24 protein-coding genes and 1 tRNA gene are annotated in these 17,892 nt (G+C 62.2%); 12 read left to right on the forward strand and 13 right to left on the reverse strand.

Going from position 1 to position 17,892, the window contains the following annotated elements; translation table 11 throughout:
• Nucleotides 1-99 (forward strand): IS3 family transposase (locus CQW31_RS27110; RefSeq protein ID WP_143524211.1); only part of this gene is annotated, 99 nt, incomplete at its 5' end.
• Between the two features lie 99 nt (nt 100-198).
• On the opposite strand, the gene galU is transcribed toward CQW31_RS27110, so the two are convergent.
• The 4 genes from galU to CQW31_RS27130 all read right to left on the reverse strand — a co-directional run bounded on the left by galU (nt 199) and on the right by CQW31_RS27130 (nt 3,307).
• A complete protein-coding gene (gene galU / locus CQW31_RS27115) occupies nt 199-1,038 on the reverse strand; it encodes a UTP--glucose-1-phosphate uridylyltransferase GalU (protein WP_054884950.1) in 840 nt (279 codons plus the stop codon).
• A gap of 196 nt (nt 1,039-1,234) precedes the next feature.
• Nucleotides 1,235-2,155, reverse strand: a complete 921-nt coding sequence (locus tag CQW31_RS27120; RefSeq protein ID WP_099815845.1) for a c-type cytochrome — start codon at nt 2,153-2,155, stop codon at nt 1,235-1,237.
• Nucleotides 2,152-2,802, reverse strand: a complete 651-nt coding sequence (locus tag CQW31_RS27125; RefSeq protein WP_099815846.1) for a c-type cytochrome — start codon at nt 2,800-2,802, stop codon at nt 2,152-2,154. Before CQW31_RS27125 ends, CQW31_RS27120 begins: the two co-directional genes overlap by 4 nt.
• Nucleotides 2,803-2,947: 145 nt before the next feature.
• Nucleotides 2,948-3,307: a hypothetical protein gene (locus CQW31_RS27130; RefSeq protein WP_054884947.1), complete on the reverse strand. Its 360-nt coding sequence runs from the start codon at nt 3,305-3,307 to the stop codon at nt 2,948-2,950.
• A 159-nt stretch (nt 3,308-3,466) separates the two neighbouring features.
• Here CQW31_RS27130 and CQW31_RS27135 point away from each other — a divergent pair, with 159 nt between their 5' ends.
• From CQW31_RS27135 to csrA, 8 genes are all read left to right on the forward strand, one after another.
• Nucleotides 3,467-3,769, forward strand: a complete 303-nt coding sequence (locus CQW31_RS27135) for a DUF1883 domain-containing protein (RefSeq protein ID WP_054884946.1) — start codon at nt 3,467-3,469, stop codon at nt 3,767-3,769.
• 8 nt (nt 3,770-3,777) lie between these two features.
• A complete protein-coding gene (locus tag CQW31_RS31400) occupies nt 3,778-3,948 on the forward strand; it encodes a hypothetical protein (RefSeq protein WP_099815847.1) in 171 nt (56 codons plus the stop codon).
• A 24-nt stretch (nt 3,949-3,972) separates the two neighbouring features.
• Nucleotides 3,973-5,049, forward strand: coding sequence for a nitronate monooxygenase family protein (locus CQW31_RS27145; protein ID WP_099815848.1), 1,077 nt, complete (start codon nt 3,973-3,975; stop codon nt 5,047-5,049).
• Between the two features lie 224 nt (nt 5,050-5,273).
• Nucleotides 5,274-6,032, forward strand: coding sequence for a molybdate ABC transporter substrate-binding protein (gene modA, locus CQW31_RS27155; RefSeq protein ID WP_099815850.1), 759 nt, complete (start codon nt 5,274-5,276; stop codon nt 6,030-6,032).
• Nucleotides 6,032-6,712, forward strand: a complete 681-nt coding sequence (modB, locus tag CQW31_RS27160; RefSeq protein WP_099815851.1) for a molybdate ABC transporter permease subunit — start codon at nt 6,032-6,034, stop codon at nt 6,710-6,712. Before modA ends, modB begins: the two co-directional genes overlap by 1 nt.
• A 1-nt stretch (nt 6,713) precedes the next feature.
• Nucleotides 6,714-7,805: a molybdenum ABC transporter ATP-binding protein gene (gene modC, locus CQW31_RS27165; RefSeq protein ID WP_099815852.1), complete on the forward strand. Its 1,092-nt coding sequence runs from the start codon at nt 6,714-6,716 to the stop codon at nt 7,803-7,805.
• 57 nt (nt 7,806-7,862) lie between these two features.
• The gene (locus CQW31_RS27170; RefSeq protein ID WP_054884941.1) at nt 7,863-8,885 is read left to right on the forward strand and encodes a DNA topoisomerase IB; all 1,023 of its coding nucleotides are present in this window, start codon (nt 7,863-7,865) and stop codon (nt 8,883-8,885) included.
• Between the two features lie 253 nt (nt 8,886-9,138).
• On the forward strand, nt 9,139-9,336 hold the full coding sequence (csrA, locus tag CQW31_RS27175; protein ID WP_012315047.1) for a carbon storage regulator CsrA: 198 nt from the start codon (nt 9,139-9,141) through the stop codon (nt 9,334-9,336).
• 64 nt (nt 9,337-9,400) lie between these two features.
• Here csrA and CQW31_RS27180 read toward each other — a convergent pair whose 3' ends face one another.
• The 4 genes from CQW31_RS27180 to CQW31_RS27195 all read right to left on the reverse strand — a co-directional run bounded on the left by CQW31_RS27180 (nt 9,401) and on the right by CQW31_RS27195 (nt 12,746).
• Nucleotides 9,401-9,754 (reverse strand): response regulator, encoded by a 354-nt coding sequence (locus CQW31_RS27180; RefSeq protein ID WP_054884940.1) that lies wholly within the window; start codon nt 9,752-9,754, stop codon nt 9,401-9,403.
• Between the two features lie 12 nt (nt 9,755-9,766).
• Nucleotides 9,767-11,212, reverse strand: coding sequence for an ATPase domain-containing protein (locus CQW31_RS27185; protein WP_099815853.1), 1,446 nt, complete (start codon nt 11,210-11,212; stop codon nt 9,767-9,769).
• 5 nt (nt 11,213-11,217) lie between these two features.
• The gene (locus tag CQW31_RS27190) at nt 11,218-12,378 is read right to left on the reverse strand and encodes a nitrogen regulation protein NR(II) (protein ID WP_099815854.1); all 1,161 of its coding nucleotides are present in this window, start codon (nt 12,376-12,378) and stop codon (nt 11,218-11,220) included.
• A gap of 83 nt (nt 12,379-12,461) precedes the next feature.
• Nucleotides 12,462-12,746, reverse strand: a complete 285-nt coding sequence (locus CQW31_RS27195) for a hypothetical protein (RefSeq protein WP_178075593.1) — start codon at nt 12,744-12,746, stop codon at nt 12,462-12,464.
• 203 nt (nt 12,747-12,949) lie between these two features.
• Here CQW31_RS27195 and CQW31_RS27200 point away from each other — a divergent pair.
• Nucleotides 12,950-13,034 (forward strand) — tRNA-Leu (locus CQW31_RS27200).
• Between the two features lie 104 nt (nt 13,035-13,138).
• Nucleotides 13,139-13,552, forward strand: a complete 414-nt coding sequence (locus CQW31_RS27205; protein WP_099815855.1) for a DoxX family protein — start codon at nt 13,139-13,141, stop codon at nt 13,550-13,552.
• 1 nt (nt 13,553) lies between these two features.
• Here CQW31_RS27205 and CQW31_RS27210 read toward each other — a convergent pair whose 3' ends face one another.
• Entirely contained in the window at nt 13,554-13,748 is a 195-nt protein-coding gene (locus CQW31_RS27210) for a hypothetical protein (protein ID WP_054884935.1), read from the reverse strand.
• A 613-nt stretch (nt 13,749-14,361) separates the two neighbouring features.
• Between CQW31_RS27210 and CQW31_RS27215 the strand changes: the two genes are divergently transcribed.
• Nucleotides 14,362-15,036, forward strand: a complete 675-nt coding sequence (locus CQW31_RS27215) for a polysaccharide lyase family 7 protein (protein WP_099815856.1) — start codon at nt 14,362-14,364, stop codon at nt 15,034-15,036.
• A 282-nt stretch (nt 15,037-15,318) separates the two neighbouring features.
• On the opposite strand, the gene CQW31_RS27220 is transcribed toward CQW31_RS27215, so the two are convergent.
• The 4 genes from CQW31_RS27220 to CQW31_RS31840 are packed head-to-tail and all read right to left on the reverse strand — an operon-like array spanning nt 15,319 to nt 17,889.
• Nucleotides 15,319-15,531, reverse strand: coding sequence for a hypothetical protein (locus CQW31_RS27220; RefSeq protein WP_256587443.1), 213 nt, complete (start codon nt 15,529-15,531; stop codon nt 15,319-15,321).
• A 34-nt stretch (nt 15,532-15,565) separates the two neighbouring features.
• On the reverse strand, nt 15,566-16,108 hold the full coding sequence (locus CQW31_RS27225; RefSeq protein WP_099815858.1) for a DUF2514 family protein: 543 nt from the start codon (nt 16,106-16,108) through the stop codon (nt 15,566-15,568).
• Nucleotides 16,105-16,548: a structural protein P5 gene (locus tag CQW31_RS27230; protein ID WP_099815859.1), complete on the reverse strand. Its 444-nt coding sequence runs from the start codon at nt 16,546-16,548 to the stop codon at nt 16,105-16,107. The genes CQW31_RS27225 and CQW31_RS27230 overlap by 4 nt, the downstream gene beginning before the upstream one ends.
• A 57-nt stretch (nt 16,549-16,605) precedes the next feature.
• Nucleotides 16,606-17,889: a hypothetical protein gene (locus CQW31_RS31840; RefSeq protein ID WP_256587444.1), complete on the reverse strand. Its 1,284-nt coding sequence runs from the start codon at nt 17,887-17,889 to the stop codon at nt 16,606-16,608.
• Nucleotides 17,890-17,892 lie beyond the last annotated feature (3 nt).

The raw sequence follows: 17,892 nt of genomic DNA on the forward strand, positions 1-17,892 counted from the left end.
GGCCTGGACGAGTACATCCGCTACTACAACCATGACCGCATCAAACTGAAGCTCAATGGCCTGAGCCCTGTTGAGTACAGGGCTCAGGCTGCAGCATAGAACTGTCCAACTTTTAGGGGGCAGTCCAGGTATCGGTGTGGGAGCGGGCAAGCCCGCGAAGGGGCGCGAAGCGGCCCCAGTAACCAGCAGCGGCTTAAATCAATATGCCTTGCCGGCCTTGTAGAAGTTCTCGAAGCAGAAGTTGGTCGCCTCGATGTAGCCTTCGGCGCCACCGCAGTCGAAACGCTTGCCCTTGAACTTGTAGGCAATCACGTTGCCTTCGGCGGCCTGTTTCATCAGCGCGTCGGTGATCTGGATCTCGCCACCTTTGCCTGGCTCGGTCTGTTCGATTTTCTCGAAGATGTCCGGGGTCAGGATGTAGCGACCGATGATCGCCAGGTTGGACGGGGCGTCTTCCGGCTTTGGCTTCTCGACCATGGAGTCGACGCGGAAAATGCCGTCCTTGATTTCTTCACCGGCGATGACGCCGTACTTGTTGGTTTCCTGCGGATCGACTTCCTGGATGGCAACGATCGAGCAGCGGTACTTCTTGTACAGCGCGACCATCTGCGCGAGCACGCCTTCGCCTTCCAGGTTGACGCACAGGTCATCCGCCAGTACCACGGCGAACGGTTCGTCACCGATCAGCGGGCGGCCGGTCAGGATGGCGTGGCCCAGGCCTTTCATTTCGGTCTGGCGGGTGTAGGAGAACGAGCATTCGTCGAGCAGGCGACGGATACCGACCAGGTATTTTTCCTTGTCGGTGCCCTTGATCTGGTTTTCCAGCTCGTAGCTGATGTCGAAGTGGTCTTCCAGTGCGCGCTTGCCGCGGCCGGTGACGATGGAAATCTCGTTCAGGCCAGCATCCAATGCTTCTTCAACGCCATACTGGATCAGTGGCTTGTTGACCACCGGCAGCATTTCCTTGGGCATGGCTTTGGTAGCGGGCAGGAAGCGGGTGCCGTAGCCGGCTGCCGGGAACAAGCATTTCTTGATCATAAACATCCTTAAACATAGGCGAAGCCTGTGGAATTCGGCGCAGTCTAATCAGGCGGCATGCAGCTTACAATGCCCTGCCTGCGACGACCGTTGCCATGATAGAGATAACCCAGTGTAGATAGTTCCAAAAAGTTCGTGAAAATCCCGTCATCCGGCCCCTTCGGGGCAGCCGCGAAAGGGCCGGCACGACGCGTGCTCAGCTGCCTGTGCCCTGCCCGACCAGCACCCCGTCGACCTGCTGGCCGTACAGGTTGACGCCGTCGTTGGCATGGAACTTCAGCCGTGTCTTTTCGATGGAACCCTCCACCAGGCGAGGGTCCTGGGGGCGTTCGTGGCGGTTGATCCAGGCGGCCACATCCCAGGCCTGCTGATCGCTCAGGCTGCCCGGCTTGCCCAGTGGCATGTTGTACTTGATGAACGAGGCCGCAGTATTGATCCGGTGCATGCCGGCGCCCCAGTTGTAGGAGTCCTTGCCCCACAGCGGCGGCATCACATAGTCATCGGCTACCTTCTGCCCCTCGCCGTTGTCACCGTGGCAGATGGCACACTGCTCGCGGTAGACCTGCTGGCCACGCTTGAAGTCATAGCCACCTTTTGGCTGCGGCACCTCGGGGTAACCACGACCGGCGATTTCCACGCCGGTGGGCGCCTGGGTCGATAGCCAGTATGAATACACGGCAAGCGCCGTCATCTGCGGGCTGTCGGCGGCCGGCGGCTTGCCGTTCATGCTGAACTGGAAGCAACCCTGGATGCGCTCGGCAAAGGTGTTCACCTTGTCGTTCTTCTTGCGGTAGGCCGGGTACATCGGATAAGCGCCCCACAGCGGCGCGGAATGCGCCAGGCGGCCCTGATCGAGGTGGCAGTTGCTGCAGTTCATGCCATTGCCCACCGCCTCGGGCATCAACCGGCGGGTGTCGACGAACAGCGCGTGCCCCTCACGGACCATCTTGCCAAAGGCATTGTCGGGCAGCGCGCCTTCGGCGGGCGGTGCGAACCGTGGCGCCGCCTGGGCATCGGGGACTTTCAGCTGCGACTGGTCTTCCATGGCGATGGGCGCCTGACTGGCAAAGGCACTGCCCGTGGCCAGCAGCAGTAATGTTGGCAACAGGGTCTTCATGGCTTGGCCTCCGGGCTGGCGGTGTGGGCGAAGTACTCGGCAATTGCCTTGACCTCGGCGTCGGTCATGGCCTTGGCCACGCCTGCCATCAGCTGATTGGGGTCGTTGCTGCGGCTGCCGTCGCGCCAGCCGTTGAGCTGCGCCATCAGGTACGCCGCAGGCTGCCCAGCCAGCGGCGGGAAATGCTCGCCAACCCCGCTGCCGCCTGGGCCATGGCACTGCACGCAGCCGGGTATCTGCCGGCTCCAGTCGCCGTAGAGGGCCAGGCGTTCAGTGGGGTTGGTCGCGATCTGCTGGCGACGCCAGTCCGGGGCAGGATCACTCGGCAGCGCGGCCAGGTACTGGCTGACGGCCTCGATCTCATCGATGCTCAGGGCTTTGGCCAACGGCGCCATGACCGGCTGATGGCGGCTGCCACTGCGCCAGTCGTGCAGCTGTTTGCTCAGGTAACCGGCCGGCAGGCCAGCCAGGCGGGGGAACCCTGCGGCGGCCATGCCCTTGCCGTCCGGGCCATGGCAGCCCAGGCAGGCCATGGCGGCGGGGTTGGCCCCGCCCTGGGTAAAGACTTTCTGGCCATCGGCGGCATGCGCCGCGGGCCAGGTCAGGATCAGCAGGCTGCCGATCACGACGCGACTCAACGGTGTCATCACGAATCTCCATTTCTTTTGTTATAAGCTTAGGCTTAAAAAACATAAGCAAATGGATACTAGCCCTGTAAGGGAATTCGCAACAACGCCCCAGCCGATCACCGGCTGGCAATTGGCCTGCTAAGCGCCGATCCGTTGAGCCAGATCAACTCCCCGAGATGCACTCGGTCGTTGCCTCGCGTACATCACCCGGGCGCAGCGGGAAGTTGTTCAGGCGCTCATGCAGCTTGATGCTGCTGCCGCTGCCCCGCTTGTGGATGTCGAGCAACGCTGCCGGCCCGGAACCTGCCGTAAGCTTTTGCGGCACGATCAGACGCAGGCCGTCGTCGCGCTGCTCCTCTACCAGAGGGTCACGGCTCTTGGCCAGGTGCGCCTTGATGCAATCGGCATATTCGCGCGGCGTCTTGCCGGACATCACATCCATGGTTTCATGGGATTGCTCAAGTTCCGACACACTGACACACCCTCCCAGCGCCAGAAAAAACGCCGCCACCATCCACTTCATTTGCCGCACCTCGAATGACAAGAGAGCGTAGGACAACAGCGAGGCAGTTTTGCTCCCCGCTTTGGCCGTTTTATCCGCCAGCTGCCATCAGGCGCGGCAGCGCAAGCCGACATCGTGGTATCTTTCGCCTTTGCTGAACCAATCCTTGCGGAGCACCACATGAAATTCGTACACCAGCGCGAGCACCTGAACGAGGACGACATCGTCGTCATCGAGTGCTCCCAGCGCTGCAACATCCGCCTGATGAACGACGCCAACTTCCGCAGCTTCAAGAACGGCGGCCGGCACACCTACCATGGTGGCCACTTCGATCGCTTCCCGGCCAAGATCACCGTGCCCAGCACCGGTTTCTGGAACATCACCATCGATACGGTGACCACCCGGCCGATCTCGGTCACGCGCAAGCCGACCCTGACCCACAAGATCAAGATCATCCGCCGCTCGTCGTCGAAACTCGGATAAGGCCCACCATGACCCAGAACATCAAATACGTCATCAAGTACAAGCTCGACGGCCAGCGCCGCTGGGACTTCGCGGTAATGACCGACGCCTCGCACGAACAGGCCATGCAAGCCCTGCGCAAGATCCACGGCGAAGACGCCGAAAAGATCAGCGACATCCAGGTGAGCAAAGCACTGTAAGGCAGCGGCAACAAGGAGAAGCGCATGAGCAACTGGCCCGACCGTCGTATCCTCGATCTGCTGGGCATCGGGTTGCCCATTCTTCAAGCGCCAATGGCCGGTGCCACGGGTTCGGCCATGGCCATCGCCGTGGCCCGGGCGGGTGGCCTCGGTGCCCTGCCCTGCGCCATGCTCACGGGCGAGCAGGTGCGTAGCGAGATCGAGGCCTTCCGCACGGCCTGCCCTGGGCAGCCGCTGAACCTGAACTTCTTCTGCCACCAGCCGCCAGCGCCGGACCCCGAGCGCGACGCCCGCTGGAAACAGGCCCTGAAAGCGTACTACAGCGAAGTCGGTGCCGATTTCGATGCACCTACGCCCGTTTCCAATCGCGCCCCCTTTGATGAACAGAGCTGCCTGCTGGTCGAGCAACTGCGCCCGGAGGTGGTGAGTTTCCACTTCGGCTTGCCGCACTCGGCACTGCTGCAGCGGGTCAAAGCCACGGGTGCCAAGGTGCTGTCCAGCGCCACCACGGTGGAAGAAGCGCAGTGGCTCGAAGCCAATGGCTGCGATGCGATCATCGCCATGGGCTATGAAGCCGGCGGCCATCGCGGCATGTTCCTCAGCGACGATATCACCAGCCAGATCGGCACCTTCGCCCTGGTGCCGCAGATTGCCGATGCCGTGCGCCTGCCGGTGATCGCTGCCGGCGGCATTGGCGACCACCGCGGCCTGCTGGCAGCCCTGGCCTTGGGCGCCAGCGCGGTGCAGATCGGCACCGCCTACCTGTTCTGCCCGGAGGCCAAGGTCTCCCCTGCCCACCGCCGCGCACTGGACAGCGCAGCGGCCAGCGACACCGCGTTGACCAACCTGTTCACCGGGCGCCCGGCACGTGGCATCAACAACCGCATCATGCGAGAGCTGGGGCCGATGAGCGAACTGGCGCCGCGCTTCCCGCTGGCCGGTGGTGCATTGATGCCACTGCGGGCGATTACCGATGCGCAAGGCAACAGCGATTTCAGCAACCTGTGGTCAGGGCAGGCGCTACGCCTGGGCAGGCACATGCCGGCGGAGCAGTTGACTCGGGAGATTGCCGCAAAGGCGTTGGCGCAGATCAAGCAATAGGATCGTGAATCAGTGCCTGCTTCTTCGCGGGCATGCCCGCTCCCACAGGTACAGTGCAGGCCTTGAGGCCTGTGATGATCCTGTGCGGGCGTGCCCGCGAAGAGGCCGGCACTATCAACCAAAATTCTCCCAGGCTATAACCCGCCTTCCAGCCCCTTCCCGGCAAATGGCCTATCGCTATATAGTTCACACCATAACGATAACCACTCCAAGGAAATGTCTTCATGCGTATCCGCCTGTCCCACTTGGCCGCCACCAGCCTGGCCAGCCTGGTCACACTCAACAGCGCCTGGGCCGACGAGGTGCAGGTAGCTGTCGCGGCGAACTTCACCGCGCCGATCCAGGCCATCGCCAAGGAGTTCGAAAAAGACACCGGCCACACGCTGGTCGCCGCCTATGGCGCCACCGGCCAGTTCTATGCGCAGATCAAGAACGGCGCACCATTCGAAGTATTCCTCGCGGCCGATGACAGCACCCCGAAGAAGCTGGAAGAAGAGCAGCAAATCGTCCCGGGCTCGCGCTTCACCTACGCCACCGGCACCCTGGCCCTGTGGTCGGCCAAGCCGGGCTACGTGGATGACAAGGGTGAGGTACTGAAGAACAACCAGTTCCAGCACCTGTCCATCGCCAACCCGAAAGCCGCCCCTTACGGCCTGGCTGCCACTCAGGTGCTGGACAAGCTGAAGTTGACCGAGGCCACCAAGGCCAAGATCGTCGAAGGCCAGAACATCACCCAGGCCTACCAGTTCGTCTCCACCGGCAACGCCGAACTGGGCTTCGTCGCCCTGTCGCAGATCTACAAGGACGGCAAGGTCGCAAGCGGTTCGGCCTGGATCGTCCCGGCCAACCTGCACGAGCCGATCCTGCAGGACGCGGTCATCCTCAACAAAGGCAAGGACAACCCGGCTGCCAAAGCCCTGGTCGACTACCTGAAAGGCCCGAAAGCCGCTGCGGTGATCAAGTCCTACGGTTATGAAATCTGATGCCGCTGGACGCCAGTGACTTCGGCGCGGTCTGGCTGACCCTCAAACTGGCCAGCCTGACCACGCTGATCCTGCTGATCGTTGGGACGCCCATCGCCTGGTGGCTGGCGCGCACGCGCTCGTGGCTGCGCGGGCCGGTGGGCGCGGTGGTAGCACTTCCCCTGGTGCTGCCGCCAACGGTCATCGGCTTCTACTTGCTGATCGCCCTCGGCCCGCATGGCTGGCTCGGCCAGGCTACCCAGGCATTGGGCCTGGGTACCGTGGTGTTCAGCTTCAGCGGCCTGGTGATCGGCTCGACGGTGTACTCCATGCCTTTCGTGGTGCAGCCGCTGCAAAATGCCTTCGGCTCCATCGGCCAGCGCCCGCTGGAAGTGGCCGCGACCCTGCGCGCCAGCCCTTGGGACACCTTTGTCCATGTGGTGCTGCCGCTGGCCCGTCCCGGCTTCATCACCGCCAGCATCCTCGGCTTTGCCCATACCGTGGGCGAGTTCGGCGTGGTGCTGATGATCGGTGGCAACATCCCTGACAAGACCCGCGTGGTTTCGGTGCAGATATTCGATCACGTCGAGGCCATGGAATATGCACAAGCCCACTGGCTGGCCGGTGCCATGCTGGTGTTCTCGTTCCTGGTACTGCTCCTGCTCTACACCGGGCGCCGTAGCAAGGCTGGCTGGAGCTGAAATGAGCGGATCGATTGTGGCGCAGCTGAAGCTGGCGCGTGACGACTTCACCCTGGACGTCGACCTGAACCTGCCCGGCCGCGGCATCAGCGCGCTGTTCGGCCACTCGGGCTCAGGCAAAACATCATGCCTGCGCTGCCTGGCCGGGCTCGAGCGGGCAGCCAGTGCCTACATCGAGGTAAACGGCGAGGTATGGGAAGACAGTAGCCGCAACTACTTTTTGGCTGCGCACCTGCGCCCGGTGGGCTATGTGTTCCAGGAGGCCAGCCTGTTCCCGCATCTGTCGGTGCGCGGTAACCTGGAATTCGGCTGGCGGCGCATCGCCCCTGCCGAACGCAGGGTCAGCCTGGAACAGGCCCGCGAGTTGCTGGGCATTGGCCACCTGCTCGAACGCAAACCGGCCACCTTGTCAGGTGGCGAGGCGCAACGGGTCGGCATTGCCCGCGCCCTGCTCAGCAGCCCGCGGCTGCTGTTGATGGACGAACCGCTGGCCGCACTCGACGGACCACGCAAGCGTGAGATCCTGCCGTACCTGGAACGCCTGCACGACGAGCTGGACATCCCGCTGGTGTACGTCAGTCATGCCCAGGACGAAGTGGCGCGCCTGGCCGACCACCTGGTGCTGCTGGAACAAGGCCGGGCCACGGCCAGCGGGCCGATCGGCGAGACCTTGGCCCGCCTCGACTTGTCACTGGCCCAGGGCGAGGATGCCGGGGTGGTCTTCGAGGGCATCGTGGTCGGCCACGATCCGCACTACGGCCTGCTCGACCTGCGCCTGCCCGGCCATGAAGCGCCGCTGCTGCGTATCGCCCACCCGGCGCACAGCATGGGCAGCACGTTGCGGATCAAGGTCCAGGCCAGGGACGTGAGCTTGGCACTGCGCGCCGACAGCACCTCGAGCATTCTCAACCGGCTAGCGGTGCGGGTGCGCGAAACGCGCCCGGCAGACAACCCGGCGCATGTGCTGGTGAGCCTGGACGCCGGCGGCAACGCCTTGCTGGCGCGCATCACCCGGTTCTCGGCGGACCAGCTCGGCCTGCATACCGGCCAGGCGCTGTTCGCGCAGATCAAGTCGGTGGCACTGCTGGGTTGAGCATCATCGAAGCGGCCGTTGTCCATTGATCAGTGACCTGATCGAGGCCCGCCGCCAATGCTCGACTGCCCCCTGCCAGCCAACCTGCATTATGTCGACGACAGCCAGCCGGGCCTGACCCGGCGCCGCTGGCGCGATCGTTTCATTTACCTCGATGCACAGGGGCAGCGCATCCGCGACGAACAAACCCTGGCGCGCATCGCCGCCCTGGTGATCCCACCGGCCTACACCGATGTATGGATCTGCGCCGACCCGCAAGGTCACCTGCAGGCCACCGGCCGCGATGCCCGCGGCCGCAAGCAGTACCGCTACCACGCCCAGTGGCGCGAAATGCGCGACCAGCACAAGTACGGGCGCATGCTGGCCTTTGCCCAGGCCCTGCCGAAACTGCGCGCACAACTGGAAACGCACCTGGCCCGGCCGGGCCTGCACCGGGAAAAGGTCATGGCGCTGGTGGTGAGCCTGCTCGATCACACGCTGATCCGCATCGGCAACGAGCGCTACCTGCGCGACAACCAGTCCTATGGCCTGACCACCCTGCGCAATCGCCACGTTCAGGTGCAGGGCAGCACCGTACGCTTCCAGTTCCGCGGCAAGCGTGGTGTCGAGCACAATGTCACGCTGCGCGACCGGCGCCTGGCCAACCTGCTCAAGCGCTGCATGGAACTGCCCGGGCAGGCGCTGTTCCAGTATCTGGACGAGAACGGCCAGCGGCACAGTATCGGCTCCAGCGAGGTCAACCAGTTTCTGCAGCAGCTCACTGGCGCCGACTTCACCGCCAAGGACTACCGCACCTGGGCCGGCAGCAGCCTGGCGCTGAGCCTGCTGCGGCCATTGGCTTGGGAGCCGGAGAGTGAAGCCAAACGCCAGGTCGCGGCCATCGTCAAGCAGGTGGCCGCACGCCTGGGCAATACCCCAGCAGTGTGCAGGCGCTGCTATATCCACCCGGCCGTACTCGAACACTACGCCCTCGGGCGCCTCGCCGACCTGCCTGAGCGCCGCGTGCGCAAGGGGCTGGATGCAGAAGAAGTGGCCTTGCTGCTGTTTCTTCAGGCACTGGAGACAAAAGACGATGATTGAGCCGATCTATCCAGCCCATCATGCAGAGAAATTTCCCATAAAGCGCGAACCCCCCTATTCTTGCCGTCGAGCACCTCGTCGACCTGCCTTGCAGCATTTTCTTCGGCACCTGCAACTAAAGACACGCAACAGAATTTGTCTTCCGGGGAATTACTATCCGCCGAAAGCGTCTTTAATGAGAAGGAAGAGGGACCAGCTCCCACCGTTGCGGTCCATTGGCCCGACGGATTTCGACATTACCAAGGAGAACTACATGCTGATACTCACCCGTAAGGTTGGCGAAAGTATCGTCATCAACGATGACATCAAAGTCACCATTCTGGGCGTTAAAGGGATGCAGGTGAGGATTGGCATCGATGCACCAAAAGATGTCCAGGTGCACCGGGAAGAGATCTTCAAGCGCATCCAGGCCGGCAGCCCGGCTCCGGAAAAGCACGACGACCAACACTGACCCGAGCCTCGTTTCAAGCCGCACGGACGCGCTTGACCGACTGGCACAAGCCACAACCTGAACCTCAGGTGCCGAGCAGCTCGCGCACCTTGGCGATCATCTTGTCCATGTCGAACGGCTTGTCGAAGACCGCAGCGAACAGCCTTGGGTCGGCCTTGCTGGCCTGTGCGCCGCTCATGAGAATCACCGGCAAGTCATTGAGCCCCAGTTCGTCGCGGATGGCCCGCGCCAGTTCACCGCCGTCGAGCACTGGCATCATGTAGTCGGTGATCACCAGCTCCACGCGCTTTTCCTGTAACGCCTCCAGCGCCTTGCGCCCATTGCTCGCCTTTTCCACCAAGAAACCTTCATCCTCCAGGGCAAAGCCGAGGATATCGGCGATCAGGTACTCGTCATCGACGATCAGGATGGTGTTCATCGGCAGGCTCCGTCAGCCAGCCCCTTGCGCGACCGGCGTACCCGAAAGCACGCCTGTGGCACCTTCGAACGCCTTGCGCAGATTGATACCTTGCGGGCCGATGCGCAGTTCGTGCAGCGCCGGGTCGTGGTGGCTGTCGCGCACCTTCAAGATCGACAGCATGCGACGCAGCCGGGACTCCAGCTCGACGAAGCGCATCAGCATCAGGTTGTCGACGATGCTCGACAGGTCCGGCGCCGGGGCGGTGATTTCCGAACCGAAAATATCACGCATCTCCCAGGTCAGCATGACGCTGACATCCCGCGCCCGCAACTCACCCGCCAAAGCCCGGAAGAACGCGTTGAGCCGCGCCGGGTCGACCGCCAGGCGGCTGAACGCGCCCAGGCTGTCGATCAACACACGCTTGCTGCCGTGCTGCTCGACTTGCTTGAGCAGACGAGCCCCCACCTGGTCAAGCAGGCCTTCGGTGGTCGGTTGCCAGCTCAGGTGCAAGGCGCCGGAACGCTCGAGGGCGGCAAAGTCGTAGCCCAGCGCCGCAGCCTTCAGGCGTAGGCGGGCAGGCGTTTCGTAGAAACCGAAGTGCAGTGCCGGCTGCTCCACGCTGCCTGCGGCCAGAAAAGCCAGGCCAATCGAGGTTTTGCCAATCCCCGAGGGGCCCATCAGCAGGCTGACCGAGCCCAGCGTCAGCCCCCCGCCCAGCATTTCGTCCAACGTCTCGACACCTGTGGACACCCGGCTCAAGGAGGCAGAGCCCAGCTGGCTGGGGTGGCTGTAAAGCGATTCCAGGCGCGGGTAGACGTGCATCCCGGCTTCATCGATCAGGCACTCGTGGCGCCCGGACAACGCCCCGCTGCCCCGCGTCTTGCGCAACTGCACGTGGCGCACGGCGCGGCTACCGACCAATTGCTCGCCCAACTCGATCACGCCATCGACCATGGTGTGTTCCGGGCTGTTGTCATCCAGCCGGGCACTGGTCAGCAGCAACACGGTACAGCCGGCGAAGGCCGCGTGCCCTTGCAGCTCCGAGACGAACTTCTTGGTATCCAGCGCCGTTTCCGCACGCACCCGGGCATTGAGCACGCCATCAACGATCAGCAGGCTCGCCTGCTGCTTGCCGATTTCCTGGCGCAGCAACCGGACCACCGCATCGAGCCCCTCCTGTTCGAGGGCGTCGAAGGCACTGACGTACTGGATCTGGTCACCCACCATGCCCGGGTCGAAGAATTCGAGCGTCGCCAGGTACTGGAACAAGCGCTCATGGGACTCGCTGAGCAACGTCGCCACCAGCACCTTGCCGCCGCCCCGTACGTGGCCGCAGGCCAACTGGTTGGCCAGGATGGTCTTGCCCGCACCGGGCGGGCCTTGAACGGTGTATGAAGCGCCCGCAACCAGGCCGCCCTTGAGCAAGGCATCGAGCCCTTCGATCCCCGTGACCAGCCGTTTGAGTGCTTGAACCATGGTGGCTACCTGTCGGATTGTGCCCGCGCATCGGGCTGATAGGCCGGCAGATACAGGCGCATGCACGTGCCCTTGCCGAGCGTGCTGTCGACACGGATGGCGCCATTGCTCTGCTTGGCAAAACCGTAGACCTGGCTGAGGCCAAGGCCGGTGCCCTTGCCGAAAGCCTTGGTGGTGAAGAACGGCTCGAAGATACGCGGCAACACCAGCGGGTCGATACCCTCACCCGTGTCATTCACTTCGAAGCACACGAAGGTGCCATGCAGCCCTTCGACTTCCCCTGCCAGTTCGACCGTGAGCACCGCCAGGTCGATCGTGCCCCGCTCGCCGATCGCATCGCGTGCATTGAACAGCAGATTGAGCAGCACCATCTGCAGCTGGCCGGCATCCACCTCGATCAGCGGCAGGCCGGGCTGCAGGTATTCCTGCAACACGATCTCACGCGGCAGCGCATGCTCCAGCAGCCCACGCGTGGAATCCAGCAGCTTGGCCGGGGCGATCAGTGACACATCGAGTTGCCGGTGGCGGGCGAAACTGAGCAGCTGCTGGGTCAGCTCGGTGCCGCGCTGCCCGGCATCGAGGATATGTTCGAGCATGCGTTGCACCCGCGCCGGATCCTGGCTGGCCTGGGCCAGGCGCGCCGAGCTGATGATGATGGTCAGCAGATTGTTGAAGTCGTGCGCCAGGCCGCCAGTCAGCTGGCCCAGCGCTTCGAGCTTCTGCGCCTGGAACAACTGGGCCCGCACGGCGTCGAGCTGCAGCGCCGATTCGCGCCGGTCGGTGATATCACGGGTGACCTTGGCCAGGCCGATGATCTGCCCCTGCTCATCGCGGATCACATCGAGCGCAGCCAAGGCCCAGAATTGCGTGCCGTCCTTGCGCACGCGCCAGCCCTCGTCCTGCGCCACGCCCTGCTCCAGGGCCATTTTCAGCAGGCGCTCCGGGCGCCCTTCGGCACAATCCTGAGGCGTGAAGAACAACGAGAAATGCCGGCCTATGACTTCTTCGGCGCGGTAACCCTTGATCCGCTGGGCGCCGGCATTCCAGGACACCACATGGCCGGTGGGGTCGAGCATGTAGATGGCGTAATCCACCACTGATTGCACCAGCTGCTCATAGCGGCTGGCGGGCATGACCGGGTGATCGATACAGTCGGCTGAAACCATGCATACTCCACAGGCACAGCAGGGGGGCCTGATTAGCTTAGCCAAGCGTACCCTTCTGCAACAGCACGCGCTGTAACAGATTATCAGCGCTCGGGTTCGACCATGACCAGGCTGATGCGCCTCGGCATCGCCACTTTCAACAGCCACAGGCCCACCAGCAGGATCAGGCCGCCACCTGCCAACGCCATCAAGCGCTGCGGTTGCTGCTGCTCGCCATCGAACCCCAGTAGCAGAAGGTAGCTACCGAGGGTGATCAGGCTGAGGTACAGAAAAGCGCCCACCAGCAACACCTGCGCGAACAGCAGGCGCCAGAACAACCGGGGACGAACAGCACGCCCGGAAAGAACCGAAGGAGTGGCCTGGAACATGGCGTCACACTCATTGGATCCAATGAATTGGGCAACAGTGGCGTAATGACAGCAAGGTGTCAATTGCCCTTTCGATCGACCCCTCATTCCTTTGATCATAGGCGCTGCGTTTGACTCAACTATAACAATGGGTTATAAAGCGCACTTGATTGTCAGGCCCTTCTGCCTAGAAGCGCGCCGGTCGTCATGACCCTTTCAAGCGTGCGAGTGTGGTGGAATTGGTATACACAGCAGACTTAAAATCTGTCGGCGTGAGCCTTGCGGGTTCGAGTCCCGCCACTCGCACCAAATTCCTTTGAAAAGGCGCCCTTGCGGCGCCTTTTTGCTGCCCGGCAGCAATCCCCTGAGCAACTGCTAGAGTGGAGCTTGTCCCCCTTCGCCGGTATGCCACCATGCGCTACTCCCTGTTCGATGGTCAACGCGACATCATGCTGCTGATCGCTCGCGTGCTGCTCATGATCCTTTTCGTGCTGTCCGGCTGGGCCAAGCTCACAGGCTTTGAAGGCACGGTCGGCTACATGACCTCGCTGGGCGCCCCTGCGCCGATGCTCGCGGCAGCGGTTGCAGTGTTCATGGAGTTCATCGTCGGCATCCTGCTGATCCTGGGCTTCTACACTCGTCCGCTGGCCTTCCTGTTTGCCCTGTTCGTGCTGGGCACCGGGCTGCTTGGTCATCCCTTCTGGAACATGATCGACCCGGAGCGCGCCGCGAACATGACTCAGTTCCTGAAAAACCTCAGCATCTGCGGCGGCCTGCTGGCACTCGCAGTCAGCGGCCCAGGGCGCTACTCGGTCGACGGGCGCTGATTCAGTCGTCCAGGTCGTCGTGCCAGGCTGGGTGATCGCACGCTTCGTCATCGAGGTCATCCAGCAGCGCGTCGTCTTCCTCGACTTCGTCCTCGGCGCCTTGAGCGTCCGCTTCAGGGTCGTAGTCTTCATAGAGGAATTCATGATCGAGCAGATGATCATGTTCGGGTTCGTGCAGGTCGTCTTCGTCGCGCATGGTGCCTCCTGGAATGCTGGCACGCCTTATAGGCGCATCGTTCGCTGCGGTCAATGGCGTGCCATTAATGCTGACTTAATCAGCGGGCCTCAGCCTGAAAGCTCTCCCTTCAGAACGTTCGTTGCCCGCCTCGATGGCGGGCTTTTTTATGCGCATCGGGTGTCGACACACCGCCAACGTGAACTTCACGAGTTTATGACAAGCATTTTGACAATCTGACCCTGCTCCGTACTTTCTTTGGACCCGCCACTGGTTGGCGGGTTTTTCTTTTTCCGGGTATGTGAAATGTGTACCGAAAGTAGTCGCATCACTTGGCTGACCGCAGCAGTCGAAACCATCAACGCCCGAAAAAAATGAGTGAAGCCCGGCATTGAGCCGGGCTTTTACCAAGCTGCCAGCTGCAGGTCTGTGCCATTTGCTTACCCGTCATTTCGCTGTACACGCTTGCGGAGGTTGAAATAAGGTCACTCGAATGTACTGTATATACATACAGTCATCGTGACTTCCAAATCATCCGCCTGCGCATTCACGAGTGCCCAGCCGGATGCGGAGGAACGCATCACGGTTGGATGGCAATCGTGCCAGGCCAATGATTTTATCGTCAGGAGTATTTATGACCGTAAATATCAGTAATCTAACGATCACTACCCCCATAGCCGTCTCTTCAACGAACCCCGTCGCGCTTGAACTCAACGGCGCTGTCGCCATCGCCGAGTTCCCGAGTGTGGTTAAAGTGCTCAGCGACGGGTCCGTCCAGTTCACAGCACCGACCAAAGGCGCTTCGAGCAAGAGCACCCATAGAACCCGTTGCGAGTGGTCAGAGACCCAGAACTGGACGCTGGCCAGCGCCCCAGACCACTGGAATCGCCAGACAATGACGTTGACCAAGGTCAACTTGGCGCAAAAGGTCGTCATCAGCCAGATGCACGTCAGGGGGGACGACAGTCCGCCAGTCAAGGTGTTCTGGAACAAGGGCAATATCACCATCGGCTTCCGGACGTCTTACAACCAGACCAACCCGGTGAACAGCACCCTCCTGCAGGGCGTGCCGCTCGGCACCAAATTCGATGTGATCATCCATGCCACTTCTGCCGGCATGGTCAAGGTGACCGCCAGATGCAACGGCGTCTCCAAGTCATCGAGCGAACTGCAACTCGATGATACCTGGGACACCCACTTGTTCGAGTTCCATGGTGGGGTCTACAACCAGGTCGACTACACCGATGCCACGCCGGCCGATGATGGTTCAGTGTGCATCATCAGCGACCTTTCGCTCAGCCATGGCTGAATGCCGGGCAAAATGAAAAACCCCACAGATTTTCATCTGCGGGGTTTTCGAATAGTGGAGGCCGAGGTCGGAATCGAACCGGCGTAGACGGATTTGCAATCCGGTAAGAGATTCAGGTTTTTCGGGGCTTTCAGCCTGCAGACCGCGGAATTACTGGCCTAAGCCTTAATTGCTGGTGCTGGTAGTTCATGACTATTTGGGACATCCAGTGTCCCAGGATTGTCCCTCGCCTTTTGCCCCACGCCTACGGCTTCCTGCCGAACGTTCCCTTCCTTTATATAGCTAGCCACCGAGCTCGGCCAGCCGTGCCTCTGCCGAATGTACAATCACCAGGTACAGCCGCTCGACCGCAGCGGCCGGGATCGCCTTCAGCACCTCCAGCGCCTCTACCAGACTCTCGGCCCTCGCCTGGGCAATCAGGCAATTGGTCGCCGTGTCACTGACCTCGATCTCCGCGACCCGCTTGCGCAGCAGGCCGTGGATTTCTGGAGGCATGATGATCCCTGGCAAAAACTCCTGGGGCCTCTGGTTACCGTAACGACCGCTCACTATTCTCTCTCCCCTTGATGGAGAGGCCATTATAGATCGACTCGCACGCCAGCCCGGCTATTCGGCTTCGCTCAAGCGCTGCTGCGCAGCTGCCCGCCATTCGGTCAGCGTCTTCAAGCAATCCCCCGAGCACCACGACGGCAGAGGTTCCTGCCTGGCGCTGCTGGGTAGTGATGGTGTTGCAGGTTGCTGCTCGGCCGGCGCGCAATCGATCGATTTCCCCGCGCAGCCCGCCAGCAGCAGACTCAGCAGCAGCGGCGCGGCCTTGGGCCAATTCCAGTTGTTTTCGTGCACTCTCGCCCTCCTTGTCCGCCACGGCTTGGCGGCGCTGTTCTTCGGTTCTGGCCTGGGCCGCGGCGCGCCGGTCGCGCTCGGCCACCTGCACGCGGTAGTCGGCCAGCTCAGACTTCGCCGTCGAAGCCTCAACTTTTCCCGCTCCCACACGAATTTCCTGGCCTCCAGCCACGAGCACCAGGCCGATCAACCACCAGCACCAGGCCGGCACCGCGCCCAGCCAGCTCATGCCAGCGCCCGCCGCACGCCCTCATCGATGATCGCCGGAGGGTACGGGTTGCCGCCGTTCTCGTGGATGATGATGCTGATCACCATCCCGCGCAGCGTGGCCGGGTCCTTGATGTCGATCGGGTCGGTGGTGCGCACGCCAATGCGCTTTGCCACGGCCGAGGCGTAGGCCTGGGTGTCGTTCTCGCTGCTCGGCGCCCAGCGGTTGATGGTCTCCAGCACCGTGTCGATTCCCTTCCCGCCAACGCCGGGCATGCCGTCCTTGCCGCGATAGTTGATCAGCAGCTTGCCAAGGGCGCGGATGCCGTTCTCAGGGGTGTCAAAAATGGCGAAGCGGCCACCAGGTTCCTTGCCAATCTGGCCCTGCCAGTCGTTGCGGGGGTTGAAATCGATGTTGCCGGGGTTGCGGTTGCGCACGCCCCGGGGCTGGGATTGGGTCATTGGTTTTCTCCAGGCAAAAAAATACCGCCAGGCGGCGGTCGGTGGTTTCCGTGCGGGTCAGGCCGGAAGTTCTTTAGGTACGTCCTCTTCGGTCTTGGCGGGCATCTCCAGGCGCACGTCAATCCAGCTATTCAGCGGCACATCCAAAGGAGCGCCAGGCCCGAGATGCATTTCACCCTCATCGTCCAGCGTCCACCGCTGCTTGAAGAGTTTGATGATGATCACTCCTTGGTCATCCTGTTCGCTCTGGGTGATGCCGAGCATCCGGCCGCCGTCGGGTGAGCACGGGTCTTGAATGCGCCAGCCCTCCATTGCAAGGCCTAGGCTGCCGGTGACCAGGTAGACGCCAACATCTACTCGCTCAACGGTGACGCCACGGGCCTCGTCGTTCGTTGCGCCGTAGTCGCCAGCACGCTCAAAGCTTTGCTCCAGAAGATCGCGACGCTCGGATCGATCAATGTCAGCGATTCGGAGAATGGGTGAAGCTGCAGATAAAGCCCCGCCAGAGCCGCGAGTGGTGTTTCCCGTGTGATAAAACACGCACCATGGCCCAGGACTTCCTTGCGACGAGAAGTGGCGAACAGCGATGTACGGGTTGTAGATGCCGGCAGACGGATCCTGGGCGATCTGTTGGATGTACGATCCGCCCAAAGTGTTAGTCAACAAAGAGCCGCCAGTTCCTGGGTGTGGAACTCCTGCCTCTTCACCATTGAATCGAGAAAACCCGGGGATGTAGGTCAGGTTGGGTGAGCGAAGAACACCGCCGCTCGAGCCTCCGAGACCAAAATCGCCCACCCTGAGCACGCTACCCACTGAAGGGTCGTAGTTCGAGGTAGTCAATGGCGCGACAGCCGCCGTACCTAACCCGAGGGCGACCCTTGCAGAGGCAGGAGTGGTGCCGCCAGTACCTCCTTTAGCCACAGGGAGCACGCTCTCTACAGCGACAGCACCCAGCCCAAGGCCAGCTCGCCCGTCTGCCGCAGTTGCGCCGCCTGTCCCTCCCTTGGCGACTGGAAGGATTTCATAGTTGCCCGTAGTTCCCAGAGCAGCGAGCTTGTTCCCGTACTGATTCACCAAGGCACGCAGGGCGTCCGCAGAATCTTTGACGTAGCCTTGCATCGGGGCTAGGCCGTAACCGCCAGCGGATACGGTCGCACCTTGGTAGGCCGGCAGGATGCTCAGCACCGTCGCGCTCGCGATGTTGGCCACCTCATACCAGCGGCCATCAGGCCCCTGGAAGGCATCCCCCACCCTGGCATTCGCGGCGAAGTCAGTGTTCGTGCCGACCACCGACGTTTGGCCGGTCGTGATCGCGACCGTGCCTGATCTGTACCATGGCATGCA

The sequence above is a fragment of the Pseudomonas sp. 382 genome, from assembly GCF_002759075.1.
Lineage (GTDB): Bacteria > Pseudomonadota > Gammaproteobacteria > Pseudomonadales > Pseudomonadaceae > Aquipseudomonas > Aquipseudomonas vlassakiae.

What these genes read in the sequence shown, in the direction of transcription:
- galU (WP_054884950.1), bottom strand. Translation starts at nt 1,038, where the DNA reads ATGATCAAGAAATGCTTGTTCCCGGCAGCCGGCTACGGCACCCGCTTC.
- CQW31_RS27120 (WP_099815845.1), bottom strand. Translation starts at nt 2,155, where the DNA reads ATGAAGACCCTGTTGCCAACATTACTGCTGCTGGCCACGGGCAGTGCC.
- CQW31_RS27125 (WP_099815846.1), bottom strand. Translation starts at nt 2,802, where the DNA reads ATGACACCGTTGAGTCGCGTCGTGATCGGCAGCCTGCTGATCCTGACC.
- CQW31_RS27130 (WP_054884947.1), bottom strand. Translation starts at nt 3,307, where the DNA reads ATGAAGTGGATGGTGGCGGCGTTTTTTCTGGCGCTGGGAGGGTGTGTC.
- CQW31_RS27135 (WP_054884946.1), top strand. Translation starts at nt 3,467, where the DNA reads ATGAAATTCGTACACCAGCGCGAGCACCTGAACGAGGACGACATCGTC.
- CQW31_RS31400 (WP_099815847.1), top strand. Translation starts at nt 3,778, where the DNA reads ATGACCCAGAACATCAAATACGTCATCAAGTACAAGCTCGACGGCCAG.
- CQW31_RS27145 (WP_099815848.1), top strand. Translation starts at nt 3,973, where the DNA reads ATGAGCAACTGGCCCGACCGTCGTATCCTCGATCTGCTGGGCATCGGG.
- modA (WP_099815850.1), top strand. Translation starts at nt 5,274, where the DNA reads ATGCGTATCCGCCTGTCCCACTTGGCCGCCACCAGCCTGGCCAGCCTG.
- modB (WP_099815851.1), top strand. Translation starts at nt 6,032, where the DNA reads ATGCCGCTGGACGCCAGTGACTTCGGCGCGGTCTGGCTGACCCTCAAA.
- modC (WP_099815852.1), top strand. Translation starts at nt 6,714, where the DNA reads ATGAGCGGATCGATTGTGGCGCAGCTGAAGCTGGCGCGTGACGACTTC.
- CQW31_RS27170 (WP_054884941.1), top strand. Translation starts at nt 7,863, where the DNA reads ATGCTCGACTGCCCCCTGCCAGCCAACCTGCATTATGTCGACGACAGC.
- csrA (WP_012315047.1), top strand. Translation starts at nt 9,139, where the DNA reads ATGCTGATACTCACCCGTAAGGTTGGCGAAAGTATCGTCATCAACGAT.
- CQW31_RS27180 (WP_054884940.1), bottom strand. Translation starts at nt 9,754, where the DNA reads ATGAACACCATCCTGATCGTCGATGACGAGTACCTGATCGCCGATATC.
- CQW31_RS27185 (WP_099815853.1), bottom strand. Translation starts at nt 11,212, where the DNA reads ATGGTTCAAGCACTCAAACGGCTGGTCACGGGGATCGAAGGGCTCGAT.
- CQW31_RS27190 (WP_099815854.1), bottom strand. Translation starts at nt 12,378, where the DNA reads ATGGTTTCAGCCGACTGTATCGATCACCCGGTCATGCCCGCCAGCCGC.
- CQW31_RS27195 (WP_178075593.1), bottom strand. Translation starts at nt 12,746, where the DNA reads ATGTTCCAGGCCACTCCTTCGGTTCTTTCCGGGCGTGCTGTTCGTCCC.
- CQW31_RS27205 (WP_099815855.1), top strand. Translation starts at nt 13,139, where the DNA reads ATGCGCTACTCCCTGTTCGATGGTCAACGCGACATCATGCTGCTGATC.
- CQW31_RS27210 (WP_054884935.1), bottom strand. Translation starts at nt 13,748, where the DNA reads ATGCGCGACGAAGACGACCTGCACGAACCCGAACATGATCATCTGCTC.
- CQW31_RS27215 (WP_099815856.1), top strand. Translation starts at nt 14,362, where the DNA reads ATGACCGTAAATATCAGTAATCTAACGATCACTACCCCCATAGCCGTC.
- CQW31_RS27220 (WP_256587443.1), bottom strand. Translation starts at nt 15,531, where the DNA reads ATGCCTCCAGAAATCCACGGCCTGCTGCGCAAGCGGGTCGCGGAGATC.
- CQW31_RS27225 (WP_099815858.1), bottom strand. Translation starts at nt 16,108, where the DNA reads ATGAGCTGGCTGGGCGCGGTGCCGGCCTGGTGCTGGTGGTTGATCGGC.
- CQW31_RS27230 (WP_099815859.1), bottom strand. Translation starts at nt 16,548, where the DNA reads ATGACCCAATCCCAGCCCCGGGGCGTGCGCAACCGCAACCCCGGCAAC.
- CQW31_RS31840 (WP_256587444.1), bottom strand. Translation starts at nt 17,889, where the DNA reads ATGCCATGGTACAGATCAGGCACGGTCGCGATCACGACCGGCCAAACG.